Genomic DNA, 20,958 nt, shown 5'->3' on the forward strand with positions numbered 1-20,958 from the left:
CGGCTTTAAGCTGGGTTCTTGTGGTTTTTGAGTGTGATTTTGCTGTATGAGGGAAGATATCGACGCTTTAGGGTCGAGTGCACAGGATGTTAACGTTAAAAAGTGCACACACTTAGGGGCGTTCACTTAGGGATTTAATTCCTAAAAAAATTATCGGCGTAATCGGTATTACTACCGGCTACGCCGATTTTACTTATGGAGTGGAATATCAACTGCACCTATGTAATTCCACTGTATCCATATGGTTTGTTTCTTGGTTCTTGTACCTGCTACCTTTTCAGATTTTTCAACATAAATCTTATCTACAAAGGTTCGAATGATCTCTGCATTAAGTTCTTGTATATCTGTGTATTGTCGTACTAATTTCAAGAAAGAATCTACGTTGAGACATTCCTCTTGCGCTTTAGAAATAAAGGCTTCAAGGGATTCAATCTTGCTTTTCAGTTCAGCTTGTTCCTTGTCGTAGGACTCAGACATGCTCTTAAATCGTTCATCAGAAATTTTACCGTCTAAGTTGTCTTCATAGAGATGCTGAACAATTGTGTCAAGTTTGCTAATTCTTGCTTTTGCTTGCTCGAGTTCCCTATTAGAGGACTTTAACTTTTGGGTTAGTTCTTTCTCGCTTTTCTTCATCACAAGTCCCACGAACTCTTCTTCGTGCTGTTTGGCAAATGAAGTAATAGTTCTAAGCTCGTGAAGCAGTATTGCTTCGATCTGAATATTTCTAATTTGATGTGATGAGCATTTGCCTTTTTGCTTACGATAGGTAGCACAGACAAAGTATTCTTTATCATGGCTCCAATCTTTTCCTCGAACCTGATAAAGCTTGTTACCACAATCCGCACAAAATAGCATTCCTGATAACACTGGCATTTCTCCAAGATTGGCACGCACTCGTCTACCATCTCTTATACGTTGAACTATGTCAAAAGTTTCCTGGTCAATAATTGCTTCGTGTGTGTTTTTGAAAATTAGCCAGTCTTCTTTGGGATTCAATAATGTTTTCTTGCACTTGTACGATTTCTTTCTTGTTTTGAAATTGACCGTATGCCCAAGATATTCTTGCTTTTCAAGCATATTAGAGATAGTTTTTTGATTCCAGACTCCCTTAATCTCCGATTTCGCGGAAGGAATTTTAATACCAAGAGAGAAAAAATGCTCAGAAGGTGTTGGAATATTCCTTTTGATTAGCTCATTGGCAATCTGGCTAGGCCCATACCCATTAACGCAGAGTCTAAAGATTTCACGCACTACACTGGCAGCTTCTTCATCTACAATCCAATGATTTTTATCTTCAGGATCCTTAAGATATCCGTAAGGAGGATTGATGCAGAGCGGCTTCCCACTTTGTCCTTTTGCTTTAAACACAGCTTTTATTTTTCTGCTTGTGTCTTTAGCATAAAACTCATTGAAGATGTTGATGAAAGGTGTCATGTCGTTGTCTGACTGATTATTGCTATCTACGCCGTTATTTATTGCAATAAAGCGAATATCAGCGTTAGGGAATACCATCTCTGTATACATACCAACTTGCAGATAATCTCTACCCAAGCGTGACATGTCCTTGACGATAATGGTTCCAATCTTTCCTTCGTCAATGAGAGCAGTTAATTTAAGCCAATCAGGTCGCTGGAAATTAGTACCCGAGTAGCCATCGTCTACAAAGAACATAAGATTGTTGAAATGATTGTCCTCGGCATACTTTTTCAGCATGCTCTTTTGATTGATGATGGAATTGCTGTCACCTTGTAATTCATCGTCTTTGGATAAACGGCAGTAAAGTGCCGTTATCTTGCCTACATTATCTAGAGTATAAGAAGGCTGTCTATTTAGTTTATTCATCTGTTTTCCTCCTTTCCGACAGCCTTCAAGCGGTCAGTATATATTCCCGTATAACTCAGAATTTATCAAGTTATTTAGCTTCTATTACATGGTTTAAATTGCTTAAAATAAGGTGCTTGATTAGGTCTTTGACACCTTTCTGAGCACTCTTGCTTTCAAGAGAGTGAACCGTAAATTCAGTATTTCCGATTCTTAACACTTCGGTTTTTACCGGTGTATCCCTAATTTGTTCATCCATGCATTTTGACCTCTTTGTTTAAGAAAGTTGCAATACTTTAATTGCTTCAGGATGTACCAGTTTTCCATCCAAATACTCAAAAGAGAGGTAACCTATCTGGTCCATAAGAGAAAATATTTCGTTTAGAACCTTGATGGTTGGGTTATGGCGTTCGATAATCCAATAGTTGGAAAAATCACCAAAAGCGATAACTTTCGCTCCCTTTTGAGAAGAAGGCATGGCATTGTCAATGACCACAGGTCTGCCCATTAAGTTGCCATCAAAATCAGGTAGGATGTATGATCCGGTAGTGTCCTTTAAGGTTTGAAGATAAAGAGCAGTTTCATCATTCATAAGCCACGTGCCATTTTCTCGATACTTACTATCTAGCGAGAAGAATAAACGTTTGATGACATCTGCGGAAATCTCTTTTGCTTGCACAGCAACCTCAGCACCTGATGTATCTGATAAAATTCCTGTCGGCTTAGTTATCCCATCACCATTTATAAAAGCTTCCGACTCATTCAATGTGAACTGCTTCGTCAGTTCGCTTGTTATGAACTCTTCGATATCAAAGTCAAGGTCAGCTGCAAAATCCGTACCCAAACGAATGAGGTTAACTAGGGTATACTCCGTTACATCAATACGCTTAAAGCCATCTTTAATAGGCATATACGTCATGATGCTTGTGTCATAATCTTTCATCCATTTGGTGAACGGTGAGGCTTCATAGATGAACAATTTACTTGCTTGCGAGTGTGCTTTTACCACTGTACACAGTTTTCTAAGATTACTTTTGTTTGCAAGCTTTGCTTCGAGTTTTGCTAGAGAAGAAGTCGGCAAATCATAGGCATCCGTATAATGGTGGCGCAGTTTTCTTTCAATATTATTCGCATTACCATTTGCATTGCGCAATACGTTCCAAAACGTGCTGTGGTAGTCCTGACTTGCTAGTTTCATTTCTTTTTCAATATCTCTGTTAATCATAATCGTTAGTTCCTTTCATTACTGTTTTCTGCAATTGCTGCAGTAATTTGCTTGATTTTGCCCATTTACCCTTTTGAATTCGCTGTTTTTGCACGCAAGACCCTGCGCCCGTTCCCGAAGGGGTACTCTTTAGAGATTTGACCCCCCTAGGGGGTTAGGTTCAGAAAGTAGTATGCGAATAAATTTCTAACAGCACAGTACCTAGGCAGGTTTTCTTTCTTCAATGTTGTCAAAAAGCTGAAATCATTTCAGTATTTTGATTTGTGCATGATAGTATTTCTTCTTCATGTTCAACACAGGTTTGCGATACGAATTACGCAATCATAGGCACCACCTCCTTAAACGTGGCATGATGTGGCAGTTAAATTTCGTTATTGCCTTATAGGGTTATATGGGGATATAGGTTATTAACTGCCACTAGTTGCCACTTAAAAAATCGCTAAACTCACTTTTAAGCCTGTAGCCTTTAAGAAGCGTGGTTTTTTCTCCGCCTGTCTTGGGACGCTTTCTTACAACCTCGGCAAATTTTCTTAATTCCTGATTGAAGTTTCTGCTGTTCTCAGAAAAACAGCCGTTATCAATGCACCACTTCTTGTAGTGGTCGTATACAACTGCCGTTCGAATCTCAGAGCTCTGGTCTTTAACGAGTACATCTTCAGCAAACTGTGCCATCTTGTCACTGTCGTTGGCATAACTAAAAATGGCATCAAGAACGCTATTAGGCGGCTTAAAGCCTTCATCTCGGAGGTGGGTAAAGCCTTCAAGAAGCCAGTTTAAAATGGCACTTTGCACCTCTTTTTTAGAAAACTCCGCCTTTAAGGTTTTATCCTGTTCCCACGCTTCAAAATGCCTGTTAAAGGGAATAATCTGCATGCGGTCGCTACTAAACACTGTCATATCGCTGATGACGGGCAGATAATTGGTGTTCACGTACAGTTTGAACTGTGGTTTAAAGTCAAAACTGTTCTCATGCAGGAATCGAGCGTTTAAGGTATCACTTCCCGTCATGTATTTAACTTGGGCTGAATTAAGGAATAGTCCTCGGCTCGGCTCAGATATATTGGCAAAGCGAACACCGGCAAGGCGTGCTACATCCTCGGTCGGCTGTGAGCTATTAGGGTTCTTCTTTAGAGCAATGGTTTCCGCGCGTACCGCTTTTCCGTAATCGCCCATCACAGACAGAACGCTTTCCATGAGTGTGCCTTTACCGTTTCTTGTGCTTTCTCCAAAAAGAAAGAACATGCACTCATAGCGTGTATCACCGCTTAACGCATAGCCTAATGACTTTTGAAGATACAAGGCTTTCTCACAATCTCCGCTCATAATTTCATCGACAAACTGGCGAAAACGTTCACTTCTTGCCTTCGGGTCATAAAACACAGGTGATACTTTGGTAATAAGATCTGTTGCTAAGTGCTTGCGAAATACACCGTGCTGAAGGTCTAAAGTTCCGTTTTGGCAGTTAAATAGATAAATGTTCTTATCGAACGCTTCCATCGAAATGGGGTAAACGCTTTGAGCTTCCTTGATATAAATCTCACGGTTACGACGGCTGCTCCATTTGTTCCAATACTCAACAAGCATGGAACGGGTTCTCTCGTCTTTAATGACACCAGCATAACGTATAAGAGAAAGAGCTAAATCCTTGCATAGTTCCATCGTTTTAAGCGTTCCAATATCGCAAGTCCAACGTACACCATCGAAGATGAACCACATTTTGCGCTCCGGTACATAGTGCAGAATGTTTTGGAAAATATCAGCAAACAATCTGCCATTACCTAAATCACCGTTGCGATATCGTATATTTTCATCAGGCTTTAGTTCCTGTAATTTAGATAAGAGATCATCAAAGTCTTCCTCAGCACTTGCATTATGGAAAGGCTCATAGAAGGTATGACATTTAGAAACAGCTTTCTGAATGGTTGTGTTGCCATAAGTATCCGCGCCACGGTGTTCATCCCACTTAGGACGGAATAAAGCAGACTTACGAAAAAGTCGGTCTATTTGCTCCTTGTTACCGCCACAGTAAAAGGCAAGAATAGACACAAGCGCGGCATCTGCTTCGCTATGAGAAGGGTAAGCCGAAATGTCACCATGCCAAAGTGCTGTAAATTTAGCTCCATTTATGGCGTTGCCAGCTTTTTCAATAACAGATGTATCGCTTAAATATGACCTTGTACACGCGTTATTTTCTTTTTCATGAGTGTTTATGTTTCGCTTCATGTACGTGTCTAAAAGCCACATGATGGCTTCATCGTCTTCTAAAAGCTCGCCTTCCTGATACACGTCGCCCGTAACTGTTAGATAGCGATTCGTAGCTAGAGCGCTGTAAACCTCAATATCCCCATGCTTGATGTAATAAGACTTTTTATCGTATGCGCCGTTAAACAGAAGCAAGATATGAAAGCCATGCTTACTTGGGCTGTATTCGATATAAGCGTGCTTGAAATGGGCAATAATCTCTTTTGCCCAGTCTTTAATGATGCCATTATCGATGCAGTGGTCTAAATCGATGCCTAAGAGGTTATCAACAAGCTTTATACCAATTCCGTCGTATTGGTCTTTTACTTTCATGGCATCATCAAGCGAGGTGAAATCGCTTAAGTTGTCTGTAGCTGCTTTCTTTCCCGTTATGGGGTTATAAGGCGGCTTAGTGAGCCTACCGTTTTCTTGCTGCTCGTACTTCCATGAACAAAAGATATTCTTGTTCTTTAGTGCTTTTGGCAGTTTCTCTAGATCCATATTTGATCCTCCTTTTCTAGAAGGCTTATCCCTTCTACATCACAGGCAAAAGAAAAAGCCGACTTTTTAACCTGTCTTAAAAAGTTTTTTTGGTCTTCTACTTGGTAGCCATGAAAGAGGGTGTAATCTGACGGTTTTAGAAAAAATTTTTGACAATAAAAATCTCCTAAGCATTCATTAGGCATTTGCCTTGAATGAATAGCAAAGGAGACTTTTTTAATCTGCTATATTCCGGAGTGGCTAGCTCTTTATATCGTTGATATACTCACAGAATCGTGATAATATTTAACTATTAAAATAAGGAGGGAATTATGGCTGTTAGTTATAAAAAACTATTACATCGCATGATTGAAGAAGATATTTCCAATCAGGACTTAATGAGAATGAGCAATATTTCCGCCAACATTATTACGAAACTACGCACTGGGCAATATATATCACTGGAAAAAGTGGAAGGTATCTGCACAGCTTTACACTGCACGCCCAACGATATTTTGGAATTTATAGCGGAGGATGAAAAGTAATGGCTAATAATCAAAAACTGGAACTTACGTGGCTTGGTAAGGATAAAGAAATCAAAATAGAGCCTAGGATTCTAGTTGAGGATAAAGAAAAATCAAACTGCAAAAATGATCCTAATACAGAAAACATGCTCATACATGGAGATAACCTACTCGCACTAAAAGCGTTAGAAAACAAATATGCAGGTAACCGCGATCACTTCTTCATATTTGAAGTAAGTACCGTAGATGAGAATCCGCTAATCTATCATTATACATATAAGAAAACTACAATATATTTAGCAGAAAAATAGGAGCAGTTCAATTGACTGTTCCTATTTTTAATATTCATAAAATCTAAAGTCTTTATACTCTTTAACAATGGAGTCGCCAACCAGAACAGACTATACTGACCAGCGACTACCTTAAATTTAATGTTTCAGATTTATTTTCTTATCTCTAATTTCATAAACTACATCTGCTACATTTTCGAGTAATCGTTTATCGTGGGTGATAAACACGATAGTTCCGGTGTACTCCTTCATTAGTATTTCCAAAGCCTCTAAACTTGGTATGTCAAGGAAGTTACTGGGTTCATCCATTATTAGGATGTTATATCTACCCATGAGCATTTTAGCAAGCAACAATTTTATAATTTCTCCACCGCTTAAAACAGATAAACTTTTTCCAATATCGTTCTGTTTGAACCCCATAGATGCTAGCACTGAACGAATTTCTGATATATTGTAGTCACAATCCTTCTGCATAAACTCCATAACATTCTGATTACTGTTGTACTTGTAACCATTCTGTGCAAAGTAACCTATTTTTGCCTTAGGCGAAATAGAAATTCCTTCTTCATGGTTTAAGATCATTTGGATTAAAGTTGTTTTTCCGATTCCATTACCACCAGTTAACGCCACTTTTGCTCCTAACGGAATTTGAAAAGATGCATTTTCAAACAGAGCCTTATCCCCAAATACTTTATTAATTTCTGCACCGACTATAGGGTATGGATTATGGAGCTCCAATGCTTTACTTTGCCTGAAACGAATTCTGCGAATGCCTTCCGGAGCTTCTACTTTTCCTAAGGCCGCAATCCTGTGCTCTAGGGTTTTAGCAGCATTATACATCTTTTTTTCCTTACTTCCTATTGATTTTTGATGAGCTAAACGCCCTCCGTCTTCAGTACTTTTTTTCTTTGAAGAACCTTTTGCCTTCTGTTCTATTTTACGAGCCTGTTTTCGCTTTTCCTCCGCAGCCCTTTCCAATCGGGCACGTTCCGCAATAAATTGTTCGTATTCTGCAGCTTGGCTCTTACGTTCTTCCTCTTTCTGACGAAGATAATCAGAATAGTTTCCCCAATACTCAGTGATTTTGCCATCTTTCAGTTCCCATATTTTATCTACTATTTCATCAAGAAAATAGCGGTCATGGCTAATAACTAACAGTGCACCTGTAAAATATTTTAGCTGTCCTATTAGAAAATCAATTCCTTCACGGTCTAAATGGCTCGTAGGTTCATCCGCTAAAATACCATGAACCTGTGCCGATAAGGCCTGTGCTATTTTAAGCCTTGTTTCTTCACCACCGCTCATAGTCTGTATATTTAATTGCTCAACACCTAGCTTGCCTACAAGTGCAAAATCTTTTTCCTCCTGCAGAGTTACTTCGTCCAACTGGGGAATATAGGCAAGTTCACCCAGACGATTCATTTTACATCCTGGGGGAGTTAATTCTCCTAAAAGTACCCTGAGTAAAGTGCTTTTTCCAGCACCATTTGCTCCTACTAAACCAATACGGTCATAATCATATACTTCTAATTCATTTATATCTAAAACATCGCGTCCTTTGAATTCCACACGAATGTCTTTTGCTTTTAATATTAATTCCATAACATTTCCTCCTGTCTATAATCGCATGCTTTCATTTGCTTGTATGCAGGGAAAACCCTGCGATTTTAGCAGGAAGAGTTACATGAAAATAAGATACATAAATATTCCTCCAATATTGTTTATTTTAAATCTAATTTTCTAACCTCAGTTATCATTTGGCAAACTATAGCAATGCCAATAATTAAAATACCTGATAGTAAAAACCAATGATTTACACCGATTTTATCAGCAAAGAATCCAGAAAGAATTAACCCAATTGGCATAGCAAGTGACATGATACTTCCGATCAAAGAAAATACACGTCCTAAATATTCAGGCTTAATTTTCTCCTGAAAAAGAGCTGTTTGCACACCGCTATAAAATGGCACCGAAAGCCCCATTATTGCACAGCAAACTACGAATATTACAAATCCATTTGGAGGAAGTATTCCCGAAACGGCTAAACTGGTCCCCATTATAAAAAATGAACTTGTTATTAGTAATACATGCTTTTCGAAGCCCCCTAATCTTCCTAATAATAAGCCTCCTGCTAGCATCCCAAATGCAAAGGAAATTTCCGTAATAGAAATATGCACAGGCGTTCCATTAAAGTGTTCCATGCTTATTAAAGGAAATAGTGCATTGATTGGCATATAAACAAAAGTATATAGTGTTCCTAAGAGTAATAAGGCAAACAATCCTTTGTTTTGTCTCAGAACCACAACTCCTTCTTTCATCTCCCTTATGAAATTTGGTTCTAAACTTTGCACTTGATTACCCAGCTTAGGTATACGTACAATTGCTACCGTAATAGATGCAATCACAGCACCCAATACGTCGATGGCAATAATAGCATTTAAATCCCAAACGGAGTATAAGAGTGCTGCAACTGCCGGACTAACAATATAGCTTATAGACTGCAAAGACTGACTATAGCCTGCGCATTTCGTTAGCTGTTCTTCTGGTACTAAAAGTGGTGTAACCGCATTGAGTGCTGGGGTATGAAAAGCTGTTCCAATGCTACGGATAAACAATACTATCATAATCATCCAGACAGGTAGCTCCATACAGAATGCAACAATAGCAAGCACTGCACCAGCTGCTGCGATAATTAAATCGGCACCAATCATTATCTTCTTCCTATCATGACGATCCACTAGCACACCAATGGCAGGTCCCAAAATCGCATAGGGTAAAAAACCTACTAATGAAGCCATAGACAAGACCATCGCAGATCCTGTTTTTTCTGTAAGGTAAAAAATAATCGCCATTTGCAGGATGGCACTAGTGATTAATGATACTGCTTGCCCTGCCCATATTGCATAAAATTTTCGTTTCCAATTGTTGTATTTTTCCATTTATATTATCTCCTGCATATTATTTTGCTTGAATTTCTATTTTGAATAGCATTCTAGGCAATAAAAAATGCAGGCCAAACCCCACAATGTGGCTTTTGGTCTGCATACATACAATTTGGAAACATTCATATTAAAGACATAGTTAAATAAAGGTATAGTTAAATAACCAATATCCTCACCGTAACTAATGAATGCTCAATATCGTATAAATAAGCACAACAAAAAAGCCTATCATCGGGTATAGATTCTGCTTTTTTTATTGCCAGCTTATCTTAAACGCATTGAGGCTGTCATAGTTTCGGTTCCTCCTACATCTTTGTTTATATCAATTTATAGTATAACACAACAAGATGATATGTTCAATATAAAAGTTATGGAATGAGACTCATACTTCCAATTCGATGCCAGATTTAAAGGATATGACGAAGTTTTCTTCATAGACTGTAACGCTCTGGATTATCTTCCTTAGTAGCAAGCGATTAGCTTTCACAAAATCTTCTGTTTGTAGTTTTAAAAATTCATCAGGATTTTCTAACTCAACCTCAAAATATTTCATTTTACATTCCCTCATTTCATTTATTGATAAATTGAGTTTGCAAAAAAGAGTGGACAATTTTTGTCTACTCTTAACCTTTAAAATAGTTTTTTTTTAATCGATTTGAAGTTGCCTAAATTATTACTTATTCGGTAAAATGAAGTATTGCTTTCAACAGATTTCCTTCAACTACACTTCACTTGATTCAAACAAGGTGGGTACATTTCTATTCCCACAAACTCCTTGTCAATGGAAACAAACACGTACCCACAGGGTAAATGGAAATAGAAACTGATAATTTCTAGCTATCACTTCTACTCATTCCAAAAATTTTCTCACTCTGATACTTACCCACCATAAAGCAAAAAGCCTTGCAATCAAGGCTTTCATTATCCCTTTCGTTCAAAGGTTTCTAAGCTTTTACGAGCAGAGCGACACACTCAGCGGTTCGCTATCTCCGTTCTGTCTGCGTGCTAGCACTTGTCAATCACGGACAGCTATCGCATGGGCGGAAGTAAATGCTAATCTTCGTCGTTTTACTCCTTGACTAGCAAACTTACCGCCTCAACATGCTACGTTTGTAGGTTTCACAGGAACTCCTATTGCCGAAACATATCAGGCCTTTGGTCAGGAAATTGATAGATACACTATGGATCAGGCGGTCGCAGATGGACTAACTGTTTCTATTAAGTATCATCCTCGTATTGCCAAGGTGTTACTTGATAAGACCAAAGCTAAAGAAATTGAAAATTACTATAAAAAGTGTGCCGATGATGGTGCAACGTATGATGATATTGAAGCCAGTAAACGTGCAATGAGTTCTATGGAAGTTATCCTTGGCGAGCCTTCTCGCTTGGAGAGGCTTGCTATAGATATTCATGACCATTATATTTCATCTTGTGATAGTGACCCAGATAGAATTCAGAAAGCAATGATTGTCTGCTCTAGCAGAAAAATTGCATATTCACTTCTTTTGAAATTCAAGGATAAATATCCGGAATGGTTTGAAGAAAAGAAAACTCCTGACGGAGTTACTGCAACAGATGAAGAACTTAAAGAATTAAAGCCTATGCCATTTATGGCTATGGTATCGAGTGTTGGAAGTAATGATGAAGCTGAGATGTATAACTATCTTGGTGGAGTTAAAAATGATAAACGTTGCGAAGAACTGGATGCAGCCTTTAAACAGGAAAAGTCTAATTTCCATATTGTTATCGTAGTTGATATGTGGATTACGGGATTTGATGTTCCGTCACTTACATATTTATATAACGATAAGCCTTTGAAGAAGCACTTGCTGATTCAAACTATCAGTCGTGTAAACAGAAAATATCCCGGCAAAGAATATGGTATGGTTATCGACTATATTGGCATTCGCGATAATATGCGTGAGGCCATGAAGGTTTACGGTGGTGATACATCAGTTGCTCCCACATCGGATGACGTTGAGCAGGCTACCTCTGCATTCAGGGAGGAGATTGAAATACTTAAAGCACTGTTTACAGATTATGACTTAGCTCCATTCCTTAATACGAAATGTGACCCTGTTGAAAGATATAAATTACTTTCCAAAGCGGCTGAGTATGTCTTTACATCAGCACAGGTCTTGCAGACAGAAGGAAACGGAAAAACTAATCAGGTCTCATTTAAGACATATTTCTTAAAGTCTGTTAAGAGAATGAGAAGTGCTTTTGATATTTGCCAACCTTCTGGAAATCTGGGCGAAGAAGAATCTGCGCTTGCACAGTGCTTTATGGCTATAGCAGGCTTCGTTCGTAAAATGAGTGGAACCAGCGATGTTGATGCTGAAACTATGAATCTTGTGGTATCAAAGATGGTTGAAGAGGCATTAAAATACAATAAGGTAGAAAGTGTTCTTGAAAGTGGCGAGGAAGAAGATATCTTCTCTCCTGAATACTTTGAAAAATTATCAGATGTAGAAATGCCTGCTACAAAGTTAGAATTACTTATCAAAATGCTCCGTAAGCAAATAAAGGAATATGGCAGGGTTAACCAATTAGCAGCGAAATCTTTCCAAGAAATGATTGAAAAGACTATTGATGAGTACCATGAAAGACGTAAGCACCTTACTGCTGAAGAAGCCGGGGCAACACAGGAAGCTGCCTCAGAAGATATTATTAAGGCTGCAACTGAACAAGCTTTAGTGATACTTCGTCAGATGAACGAAAATCGTGAGAGTTTCCGTAAAATAGGATTAACCTTTGAAGAAAAGGCATTCTATGATATTTTGATTGCTCTTCGTGACCAGTATAAGTTTGAATATGGCATTGACAAAGAAGTTAACGGTGTTGTGATAAACGATAAATGCAAGACACTTGCTAAAAAAGTTAAGGAAATAATAGATACCGAGTCTTCATTTGTGGACTGGCTCAACAATCAGAATGTGCGTAATCAGTTAAAATTGAAGATAAAGATTTGTTTGGTTAAGAACGGCTATCCGCCACAGTATAGTCCTGAAGTGTTCACAAAGGTGATGGAGCAGGTAGAAAATTTTGAGGAGCATTCTGAAACAACTTCAGAAAGTTAGATTATTCCTTTTCCTTATTGCTTCTATGTGAAGAACTATGATGTTTGCTGAGAATAGTGCCCTATATGGTAGAAAGAAGGATGGTGAATAACATGGGAAGTATTGTTTTAGAATTACAGAATGAAATTGTGTCATCAAATTGCGATGTTGTTAATATATTACGCAAAGCACATTTGATTGCATCAAAATTAAAGCTTGCTGATTTTGATCAATGGATTCAACACGAATTAAATGGTTATCCTGACCCAGAATCTTGCCCTGAGTATAGAAAGGTTCGTGGAAGTTTAAAAACTTTCAATCCTTATCGCGGTTGGATTCCAACCTCAATACAGGATAATGAATACGAAAAAAAGATTTGTGAAAGAAAGTTAGTAAATTCAATTTCTGAAATCATTTCTTTATGTCAGTCCTCAGGAAATGTATTAACTTTAGATTTTTCAGGCGAACAACTTGCATTGTTTGATAAAATGGCTGATTCGCTACTTCCAATGGATTATGCATTACATGTACCTACAACTGCAGTTAAAGACATTGAAGAAAAAGTCAAAAATACTATTTTAGAATGGACATTGAAATTAGAATCGGAAGGTATTGTAGGGGAAAATATGGTTTTCTCTGAGACTGAAAAAGAATCCGCAGTGAACATGCCGCAAACCGTGAATAATTATTACGGGAATACAAGTGTGATCAATTCGCCATCCGATAATGTACAGATAGTGTCTGGAAGTGAGAATACAGTTACATTTTCCTATGATAAAGTTAAGGATGTAGTTGATGCCGTTGAAAAAAGTATTAGTGAATCTGATTTATCAAAAGAGGATATAGAAACCGCAACAGAATTATTAGCTGACATCAAATTAAAAATTGAAGAAGAGAAGAAACCGCATATTTTAAAATCAGCATTGGTTGGACTAAAAGACTTTTTAATTAATACAGGTGCCAGCGTTACTGCAGTGTTAATACAAGCTCAAATACAAGGTTTGTTCTAAAAATCTCAAATACTATTTCGGTATCTGAGTATAAGAAAACGGCCACACAGAGTATCTCTACTCTTGTATGGTCGTTTTATTTCTTATGTTCCCGCTTAAAGGCTTTCAGTTGGTTTTCTTTTAATCCCTTACTGAACACTCCTTTTGCACCCACCCTGTGAAGTGGGGAATGTCAATCAACGTTGAAACTCTAACCCTGCTATCGCGCGATTAGCAAAGCTAATCGATGCGAAGCAGAGGTAGGTCTCATGTCAAGAATCTCCAAGAGAAGCGACCGAATAGGAAGCTTCGATTGGAAAGATTCGACGGCGGAGGCTCTAGTATTGATGACAAGAATAAATTAGAGTTTGTGGAGGACTGGATTGAATATAAAAGTAAAAGAAATTGAGAATAAACTAGAAAAGGAATCTGTATCTAGAGAAGTATTGTATGATCTTCAAGAATGGTTTGGAATGCCAGAAAGTACAGAAGAATATATTCAAGATTCACAGGAAAAGCTTTTTCTTGCTTGTTATATTAATGATAAACTTGTTGGGTTTATTGTGTTAAACGCAACCAGCAAGGATTGTGCAGAGATTTTTGTGATGGGTATAAAAAAGAAATTCCATAGAATGGGAGTTGGCTCGGTACTTAACAAAGCATACGAAGCTATGGCAAGGAAGATGGGTTACACATACTCACAGGTAAAAACTGTTCAGATGGGACACTACAAAGAATATGATATTACAAATCATTTTTATATCGCGATGGGATATAAAGAATTGGAATGTTTTCCAACTTTATGGGATGAGTGGAATCCGTGTCAAATATATATTAAATATCTAGGAGTGTGAGAACTCTAAGTTTATTTGCTTGAAACCTTTTAACGATAGGCAGAGATAATTGTTAAAAGGTTCATGGATATGTTTCTGCATACGAACATGTCGATAAGACATACCTAGTGTTTACTCGTTTAATGTGAAAGCTGCGGCGGAGGCTCTAGTATTGATGACAAACGAATAGAAAAAAAGAGAATTGAGGGAAAGTGTATGTTAGAAAGTAGACCTGAATTTAAAGATATAAAATCATTTGAAGAATTCAACAAATATTATTGGTATCGAGAGGAGTTATCAAAAGTTTGTAAGTCTCTTGGATTAGAATATAGAGGAACAAAAAAGGAACTGAATTATATTATAGAAGAATATTTTAAGGGAAATAAAATAAAAAAATCTTCAAGGAATAAAAATAAAAAGATAACTGATAATATAACATTAAATACTCCATTACTAGAATGTGGATTTTCATTCAATCAAAAATTTAGAGACTATTTTTCAGAGCAAACTGGAATTAAGCCATTTAAATTTAATGCGAATATGGCAGAAGCTTGGCGAAAAGTAAAAAGAAAGAACGACAAAAATTTTACAATTAAAAATATGCTTGATGTATATAATGGAGACTCTGATTACGCAAAATATGATAATACTACTAACCAATGGAACCAGTTTGTAAAAGATTTTAACTTAGATGAACGTAGTGATAAATTTTCTAATAAGATGAAAGTTGCTGCAATTCTTTGGAACGAAGTGAGAGAATCTAACCAAAGTAAAGTATATTCAAAAGAGCTTTTAAGCAAATATGCAGATAAAATAAAAGGATATTGTAAATGAGTAAATTCTACATTATATAATGTGCATTATATATCAAAAATATAAAACTAGATATGTTTCCAAATACGTACTAGTATAAAAAACCTATGATATGTTTACCAATACGAGGAAAACATTAAAAAAAGTCAATGATATGTTCGCGAAAACGAAAAAATGAACTTTTTATCCATAGTGTTGACTCCAGGCACGTCGAGACTGTCGTATTGATGTCAAAGGCTGATTAGGTGGGTGCATTTTTGCCCTTATGTAGCAAGGCTTAGCGAGGGCTATCGTTAAAAGGTTTAATGCGAAGTGGCTTTAAGCCGGGTTCTCGTGATTTTTGAGTGCAGTTTGGCTGTTTGAGGGAAGATGTCGACGCTCTAGGGTTGAGTGCACAGGATGTTAACGTTAAAAGGTGCACACACTTTGCACCCACCCTGTGAAGTGGGAAAATATAGCTCAAAAGGTAAAATGAAACCTGATTATTAGTATGTGCACGAGGAGGTGCTTAAGGAATGGATAATAAGAAGTTTATCGCAGAGACGAAAGATGTTCGTTTAACGGTGAAACGTGCTGATACCTTTGGTGTGAGCTTTGTTAACTGTGAACAAGATATATTGAGGGTTGAGGAAGCGCAAAATGTTATAAGGCTTATTCAAACTAAAAAAGTCTCAGCTTCGAATTGGGTGAGGTGGCTTACTCAGGGTATGCCTGAAATTGTTGTGAGTTTGCCACATGATGTGGAAGTTTGTGAGGTTGAATCTGATTCTAATCAAGTGCTCATCACGGATATTGAGATTGGTAAGCTTTATGTAGAAGTGAACAATGGCAAGGTAGAAGTTGTTAATTTGAAGGCGGATGATGTCTTTCTTAAATGTTATAATGGGTTGGCTTCAGCAACAAACGTAGAAGTAACTCATGTTTGTACGCTTGATACGTTAAATGGCATGAGTATTTTAGAAGGAACAATCACCAAGGATGCAAGCCTTGAAGTAGATTGTGAGAATGGTGTCACCGAGGTTTCAGATAAGAAGAAGGTAAATTGTAAAAACGATGGATTTGCGCATTACATGGTGCACTGTCTTAATGGGAAAGCTATTGCAAAGTAGCAGACATATAGATCAAAAAAGAAGCAATAAAACTTGATATAAGTTGGAATTAGAGCGTATATAGACATACCGATAAAGGAGGAAGCCGTATATGCTCTATGTAAAATTTGATGATTTCGAAGATGTTAGCGTCATGGGAAATGAGAAAGATCATGGAATGTTTATTCCGATTAAGGATGGGAATGTGTATGCTGAGTGCGAACGGTGCGGTGTAGTTGAAAGGATTACCTCACCATGCGAATTCATTGCTAGCACATTTAGGTCAAGAGTGAACTTCAATGAAGGTTATGAACTTTGCGAGAAGTGCTTGCAAGAGGTTGAGTTTGTTACTGTCGCTTTGAGAACTGGAAAATTACCTAATCGAGAATTGAAATGACTGAAAAGCAAAGCAGTGATAACCGTAGTAATACATGAAAAACTAAACGTTAAAAGGTGCACACACTTTGCACCCGGGCGGTAAATGATAATTTAGGGAGGCGTTTTATGTCAGTAATTAAAATTGAAAACCTCACTTTCTCATATTATGGATATGTAAAACCCATATTTAAAAATGTATCGTTTTCCTTTGATACAAACTGGAAAACGGGATTGATAGGAAGAAATGGAATCGGTAAATCAACTCTATTTAAGTTACTTTTAAATCAAGAAACTTATCAAGGTAAAATAAGCAAGGATGTTGAATTTATTAAATTTCCACCAAATATAAGCGATACTTCAAAATTAGGAATTGAGTTATATAAAGAACTAATATCAGATGATGAAGAATGGAAGTTATTTAGAGAACTCAGTTTGCTAAATGTAGATGAGAACCTTGTTTACAGAGAGTTTGAAACGCTTTCTAAAGGGGAACAAACAAAAATCCTTTTAGCTATTTTGTTTACAAGAGAAGATGGCTTTTTACTTATTGATGAACCAACAAACCATTTAGATATGGACGGAAGAAAAATTGTAAGTGAATATCTGAAAAGTAAAAAAGGATTTTTGCTTATATCTCATGATAGAGATTTTTTAGATGGTTGTATCAATCATGTTATTTCTATTAACAGGAATTCTATTGATGTCCAATCGGGAAATTTTACATCATGGTATGAAAACAAAGTGATGAAAGACCAATTTGAAATTAGTCAAAATGAGAGATTAAGAAAAGATATTAAACGATTAAAAGAGTCTGCAAGACAAAGTCAAATTTGGTCTGATAAAATTGAAAATACTAAAAATGGTGTAAAAGTATCAGGTGTAAAACCAGACAAAGGACATATAGGTCATCAATCAGCCAAGATGATGAAAAAATCTAAGAATTTGGAGAATAGACAAAACAAGGCAATAGAAGAAAAACAGAGTTTACTAAAAGATATCGAAATAAAGGAAAGCCTATTACTTCATCCGCTACATCATCACAAAAATCCCCTAATATCGGTTAGCAATTTATCAGCATACTATGGAGAAAGACAGATCCTAAGTAATGTAAGTTTTGAGATAAAGCAAGGCGACATAGTGGCTATATATGGGGGTAATGGTAGCGGAAAATCAACCTTGATTAAAATTTTATTAGGTATAAATCACGAGTATACAGGTGAGATAAAATTAGCAGGTAATTTAAAAATCTCGTATATTCCTCAAGACACATCTAATTTAACAGGTAGTCTAAATGAATATATTCACAAGCAAGATGTTGATGAAACATTGTGTAAAACAATTCTAAGAAAATTAGATTTTTCAAGAGAATTATTTGAAATGGATATGAAGAATTATAGTGATGGACAAAAAAAGAAAGTTTTAATTGCTGTAAGTTTCTCAAGGCCAGCTCATTTATTTGTTTGGGACGAACCACTGAATTATATAGATGTAATATCAAGAATACAGATTGAGGAAATTATAAAAGAAGCAAAACCTACACTCATATTTGTGGAACACGATAAGCGATTTGTAGAAGATATCGCTAATAAAATAATACAATTTTAAGTAAAATCCAAATTCCAGTTTGTAGTGCCTTAGACTTTTATCATCATACGACATTCCCCTTGTCAGCTTCTCTCCTGCAACGAACGTTAAGGCTCTTTTCTTGATGCATGGTTATCATCAGGGTAGTCTTGATACATGTGAGATTGTCGTATTGATGTCAAAGGTCGAGGGGAAATAGTCGCGAAAGTCCAGTAATACTGCGGTTTTCAGGCAATCGGGCAAATTCAGCATCAGGCAGGACGAACGCTTCTCGGTAACTTATCCAAGGGCAGATCAGGTCAAAAAGTGTGAGAGTTGAGTTGCCTTAATAGATGTCACTATGTTGAGTTGCCGAGTTAGATGTTGGGGTAGTTGTGGCTGTGAGATAGATATCTAATTCGGATAATAGTTTTCGGCAGGAAAGATCAGATGAAACTATAGTATATTCAAATAGGAAGGCCTATGCGATAAATTCAGGTATTTTAGGAGAAAAGGAATATATGGATATTTGGGATACAATGTATGAAAAGGTAAAGGCACAATTTCATCCGGAGGAAGTTTCTCCATTCATTTACGCACATCATGTTGTATGTGCAATAGAAGCTGAAAACGGAGAAATTTTCACGGGTTTCTGCATTGAGAGCTGCAGTGGGGTTCTTAATTTGTGCGCAGAACGCGTGGCCGCTCTTAATATGTATGTGAATAGCGGACAGACGAAGGTGAAGCGCTTTATCGCATTCCGTGACAAGGCACCTTATGGCGCGGGAAGCGGTATGCCTTGTGGAGCGTGTAGAGAGTTCTTTTATCAATTGAATGAAGAAAATGAAAAAATGGAGATTATGGAGGACTTTGAACAGCGGAAGACTGTTACATTGAAGGAGCTCCTGCCAAATTGGTGGGGCAAAGATAGATATGCTGAAGCGAAAGCAAAATGACCGTCCCGCTTGTATAGACAAATCAAGTCTCCCATACTGCCATCCCGGTTTCAAGCCTTCGCCATAATCTTATGGATCGGGCAAGGAGAATGACGAGAGTGAATATTGAGCACCATCCGTGGATTGACATGACGGATGAGGAGATGCTCAGAAGCTGTGGGCTTATACTTGAGGATCCGGAAACGAACAAAGAAGGTATCACACTTGCGGCAGTCTTACTCTTTGGTACGGATAACCGTATCATGACCGTGTTGCCTCAGCATAAGGCAGACGCTATTTTCAGAGTGTTCAATGTTGATCATTATGATGTTCTGCATATTTGGGGCGCTAACTTCTTGTATTCAAGGAGAAGTTAGAATAGATATATCTGGCTTGGCTATCGGTTTCCTATTTAGTCCCTATGAGCTTCCGATGATAGGAGTGACTGTGATATCGTTTATTGAATTGATAAATTATAAGATTAAGGCAGTGTAGACAAATTTGAATTTCTGGAGGAGAAAATGGTGGATGAATTAAGAAAAGAAATTGCAATTCAGCAGAAAAAAGGATTACCATTTATCATGGCATCGGTGATTATATGGCTTCTGATAGTACTTGTGTCAATTTTAGATATCAATATGGATATGAAAAATTTATTGGTATTTTGCTGTTCATGCCCATTATTACCGCTGGCTTGGCTCATTGGTAAACTTATAAAGGTGGATATCTTTTCAAAACAAAATCCACTTGGACAATTAGGCTTCATTTTCACCTTAAATCAAATGATTTATTTATTAATCGTTATGTGGGTGTTTAGTGCGGTTCCGGAAAAGATGATTATGGTGTATGCAATGGTCTTTGGCGCACATTTACTGCCGTATTCATGGTTGTATAAATCAAAGGGATATACAGTTGCTGCAATTTCCATTCCGATGATTTCCTTGATTTTAGGATGTGCATTAAACGGCACAACGGTTGCTGTTGTGGCATGTATTATTGAGATAGTATTTGCTTGTGTATTACATATGGAATTAAAGAAAATGGGAGATAACTACAACAAATCCCAGTTTGTAGAGCTTAGCAAGGATCAAGTTTCTATGAAATAGAAATCTAAATCTAAATACGTTATGTGTAAATAATTAAGGCGGTAGTAATACCGTCTTTTTTGATGTCTAAAAAGGTTTCAGAATTCAAGGCTAAAGTTTCAGAGTTCAAAGAAATAGCTTCATAGTTTAAGGGTAAGTTTTCGTTGTATACAACACGTGATGAAACTAGACCACTCAATTTCATGTGGGGATGTTATAAAATCCAGACTATTGAATTTTCTTTAGTCTATTCTTATGTTCAAAAATCAACCTATAGAATAGATGGAGTTATCGCCGGCATCATAGTACTTGACCGTGCTATAAAAAGCGGTAATACAAAGGCAATGCGAAGGTAACACGAACACGAAAAACATGTATGGCAGCTGAGGGATCTTATTCATATAAATTGTGTTGCAATATGCGACACAATAATTTATTATATGCGTATGGAGGTTGGTTTATATGGCAGTTACTAAGACAGCGAATGTGAATGTGAGAATACAAGAAAATATTAAGCAGCAGGCGGAGCAGATTCTGGAAACGATTGGAGTTCCTAGGGCTACGGCTATTGACATGTTTTACCGTCAAATCATTCTTAATAACGGTATTCCGTTTCCGCTTACTATTCCAAAGTCGCTTCCAGCACAAGATGATATGGACGAGAAAACGTTTAACGCGTTGATGGCTAAAGG

At 37.2% G+C, this 20,958-nt stretch carries 19 protein-coding genes and 2 pseudogenes; 15 read left to right on the forward strand and 6 right to left on the reverse strand.

Annotated features, from left to right (window positions below; genetic code table 11):
- Positions 1–189 precede the first annotated feature (189 nt).
- From HMPREF3216_RS00625 to HMPREF3216_RS00635, 3 genes are all read right to left on the reverse strand, one after another.
- On the reverse strand, positions 190–1,842 hold the full coding sequence (locus HMPREF3216_RS00625) for a recombinase family protein (protein WP_050567888.1): 1,653 nt from the start codon (positions 1,840–1,842) through the stop codon (positions 190–192).
- A 256-nt stretch (positions 1,843–2,098) separates the two neighbouring features.
- Positions 2,099–3,046 (reverse strand): phage major capsid protein, encoded by a 948-nt coding sequence (locus tag HMPREF3216_RS00630; RefSeq protein ID WP_060786485.1) that lies wholly within the window; start codon positions 3,044–3,046, stop codon positions 2,099–2,101.
- Between the two features lie 417 nt (positions 3,047–3,463).
- On the reverse strand, positions 3,464–5,788 hold the full coding sequence (locus HMPREF3216_RS00635; protein ID WP_060786486.1) for a phage/plasmid primase, P4 family: 2,325 nt from the start codon (positions 5,786–5,788) through the stop codon (positions 3,464–3,466).
- A gap of 311 nt (positions 5,789–6,099) precedes the next feature.
- On the opposite strand from HMPREF3216_RS00635, the gene HMPREF3216_RS00645 reads away from it, so the two are divergent.
- Entirely contained in the window at positions 6,100–6,312 is a 213-nt protein-coding gene (locus tag HMPREF3216_RS00645) for a helix-turn-helix domain-containing protein (RefSeq protein WP_004121956.1), read from the forward strand.
- Positions 6,312–6,602: a DUF5960 family protein gene (locus tag HMPREF3216_RS00650; RefSeq protein WP_004121959.1), complete on the forward strand. Its 291-nt coding sequence runs from the start codon at positions 6,312–6,314 to the stop codon at positions 6,600–6,602. The genes HMPREF3216_RS00645 and HMPREF3216_RS00650 overlap by 1 nt, the downstream gene beginning before the upstream one ends.
- Positions 6,603–6,719: 117 nt before the next feature.
- Here HMPREF3216_RS00650 and msr(D) read toward each other — a convergent pair whose 3' ends face one another.
- From msr(D) to HMPREF3216_RS00665, 3 genes are all read right to left on the reverse strand, one after another.
- Positions 6,720–8,183 carry an ABC-F type ribosomal protection protein Msr(D) gene (msr(D), locus tag HMPREF3216_RS00655; protein WP_000420313.1) on the reverse strand — a complete coding sequence of 488 codons (1,464 nt, stop codon included), beginning with the start codon at positions 8,181–8,183 and terminating at the stop codon, positions 6,720–6,722.
- A 119-nt stretch (positions 8,184–8,302) separates the two neighbouring features.
- Entirely contained in the window at positions 8,303–9,520 is a 1,218-nt protein-coding gene (gene mef(A), locus HMPREF3216_RS00660; protein WP_000417519.1) for a macrolide efflux MFS transporter Mef(A), read from the reverse strand.
- A gap of 385 nt (positions 9,521–9,905) precedes the next feature.
- Complete coding sequence (locus HMPREF3216_RS00665) at positions 9,906–10,076, reverse strand: hypothetical protein (RefSeq protein ID WP_000873143.1); 171 nt, start codon at positions 10,074–10,076, stop codon at positions 9,906–9,908.
- Positions 10,077–10,632: 556 nt separating this feature from the next.
- Between HMPREF3216_RS00665 and HMPREF3216_RS06645 the strand changes: the two are divergent.
- From HMPREF3216_RS06645 to HMPREF3216_RS00720, 13 genes and pseudogenes are all read left to right on the forward strand, one after another.
- Positions 10,633–10,803, forward strand: a pseudogene (locus tag HMPREF3216_RS06645) (hypothetical protein); the annotation flags it as partial.
- Between the two features lie 372 nt (positions 10,804–11,175).
- On the forward strand, positions 11,176–12,603 hold the full coding sequence (locus HMPREF3216_RS06650; RefSeq protein ID WP_338030053.1) for a type I restriction enzyme endonuclease domain-containing protein: 1,428 nt from the start codon (positions 11,176–11,178) through the stop codon (positions 12,601–12,603).
- Positions 12,604–12,695: 92 nt separating this feature from the next.
- Complete coding sequence (locus HMPREF3216_RS00675) at positions 12,696–13,592, forward strand: AbiTii domain-containing protein (RefSeq protein ID WP_004122116.1); 897 nt, start codon at positions 12,696–12,698, stop codon at positions 13,590–13,592.
- A 362-nt stretch (positions 13,593–13,954) separates the two neighbouring features.
- Entirely contained in the window at positions 13,955–14,425 is a 471-nt protein-coding gene (locus tag HMPREF3216_RS00680; RefSeq protein WP_060786487.1) for a GNAT family N-acetyltransferase, read from the forward strand.
- 195 nt (positions 14,426–14,620) lie between these two features.
- Entirely contained in the window at positions 14,621–15,238 is a 618-nt protein-coding gene (locus HMPREF3216_RS00685; RefSeq protein ID WP_004574894.1) for an SAP domain-containing protein, read from the forward strand.
- A gap of 494 nt (positions 15,239–15,732) precedes the next feature.
- Positions 15,733–16,326 (forward strand): DUF4097 family beta strand repeat-containing protein, encoded by a 594-nt coding sequence (locus HMPREF3216_RS00690; protein ID WP_004111245.1) that lies wholly within the window; start codon positions 15,733–15,735, stop codon positions 16,324–16,326.
- 91 nt (positions 16,327–16,417) lie between these two features.
- Positions 16,418–16,702 carry a hypothetical protein gene (locus tag HMPREF3216_RS06570; RefSeq protein WP_004114737.1) on the forward strand — a complete coding sequence of 95 codons (285 nt, stop codon included), beginning with the start codon at positions 16,418–16,420 and terminating at the stop codon, positions 16,700–16,702.
- A 107-nt stretch (positions 16,703–16,809) separates the two neighbouring features.
- Positions 16,810–18,288: an Lsa family ABC-F type ribosomal protection protein gene (locus tag HMPREF3216_RS00700; RefSeq protein WP_060786488.1), complete on the forward strand. Its 1,479-nt coding sequence runs from the start codon at positions 16,810–16,812 to the stop codon at positions 18,286–18,288.
- A gap of 479 nt (positions 18,289–18,767) precedes the next feature.
- Positions 18,768–19,202, forward strand: coding sequence for a cytidine deaminase family protein (locus HMPREF3216_RS00705; protein WP_060786489.1), 435 nt, complete (start codon positions 18,768–18,770; stop codon positions 19,200–19,202).
- A gap of 128 nt (positions 19,203–19,330) precedes the next feature.
- Positions 19,331–19,510: pseudogene (locus HMPREF3216_RS06670) on the forward strand (AAA family ATPase); the annotation flags it as partial.
- A complete protein-coding gene (locus HMPREF3216_RS06675) occupies positions 19,509–19,676 on the forward strand; it encodes a CD1845 family protein (RefSeq protein ID WP_415688509.1) in 168 nt (55 codons plus the stop codon). The pseudogene HMPREF3216_RS06670 and the gene HMPREF3216_RS06675, both read left to right, overlap by 2 nt.
- A 26-nt stretch (positions 19,677–19,702) precedes the next feature.
- Positions 19,703–20,287, forward strand: coding sequence for a DUF7010 family protein (locus HMPREF3216_RS00715; protein WP_060786491.1), 585 nt, complete (start codon positions 19,703–19,705; stop codon positions 20,285–20,287).
- A gap of 441 nt (positions 20,288–20,728) precedes the next feature.
- A partial coding sequence (locus HMPREF3216_RS00720; protein ID WP_060786507.1) for a type II toxin-antitoxin system RelB/DinJ family antitoxin occupies positions 20,729–20,958 on the forward strand: 230 nt, incomplete at its 3' end.

It is taken from the genome of Gardnerella vaginalis (assembly GCF_001546455.1).
Classification (GTDB): domain Bacteria; phylum Actinomycetota; class Actinomycetes; order Actinomycetales; family Bifidobacteriaceae; genus Bifidobacterium; species Bifidobacterium vaginale_B.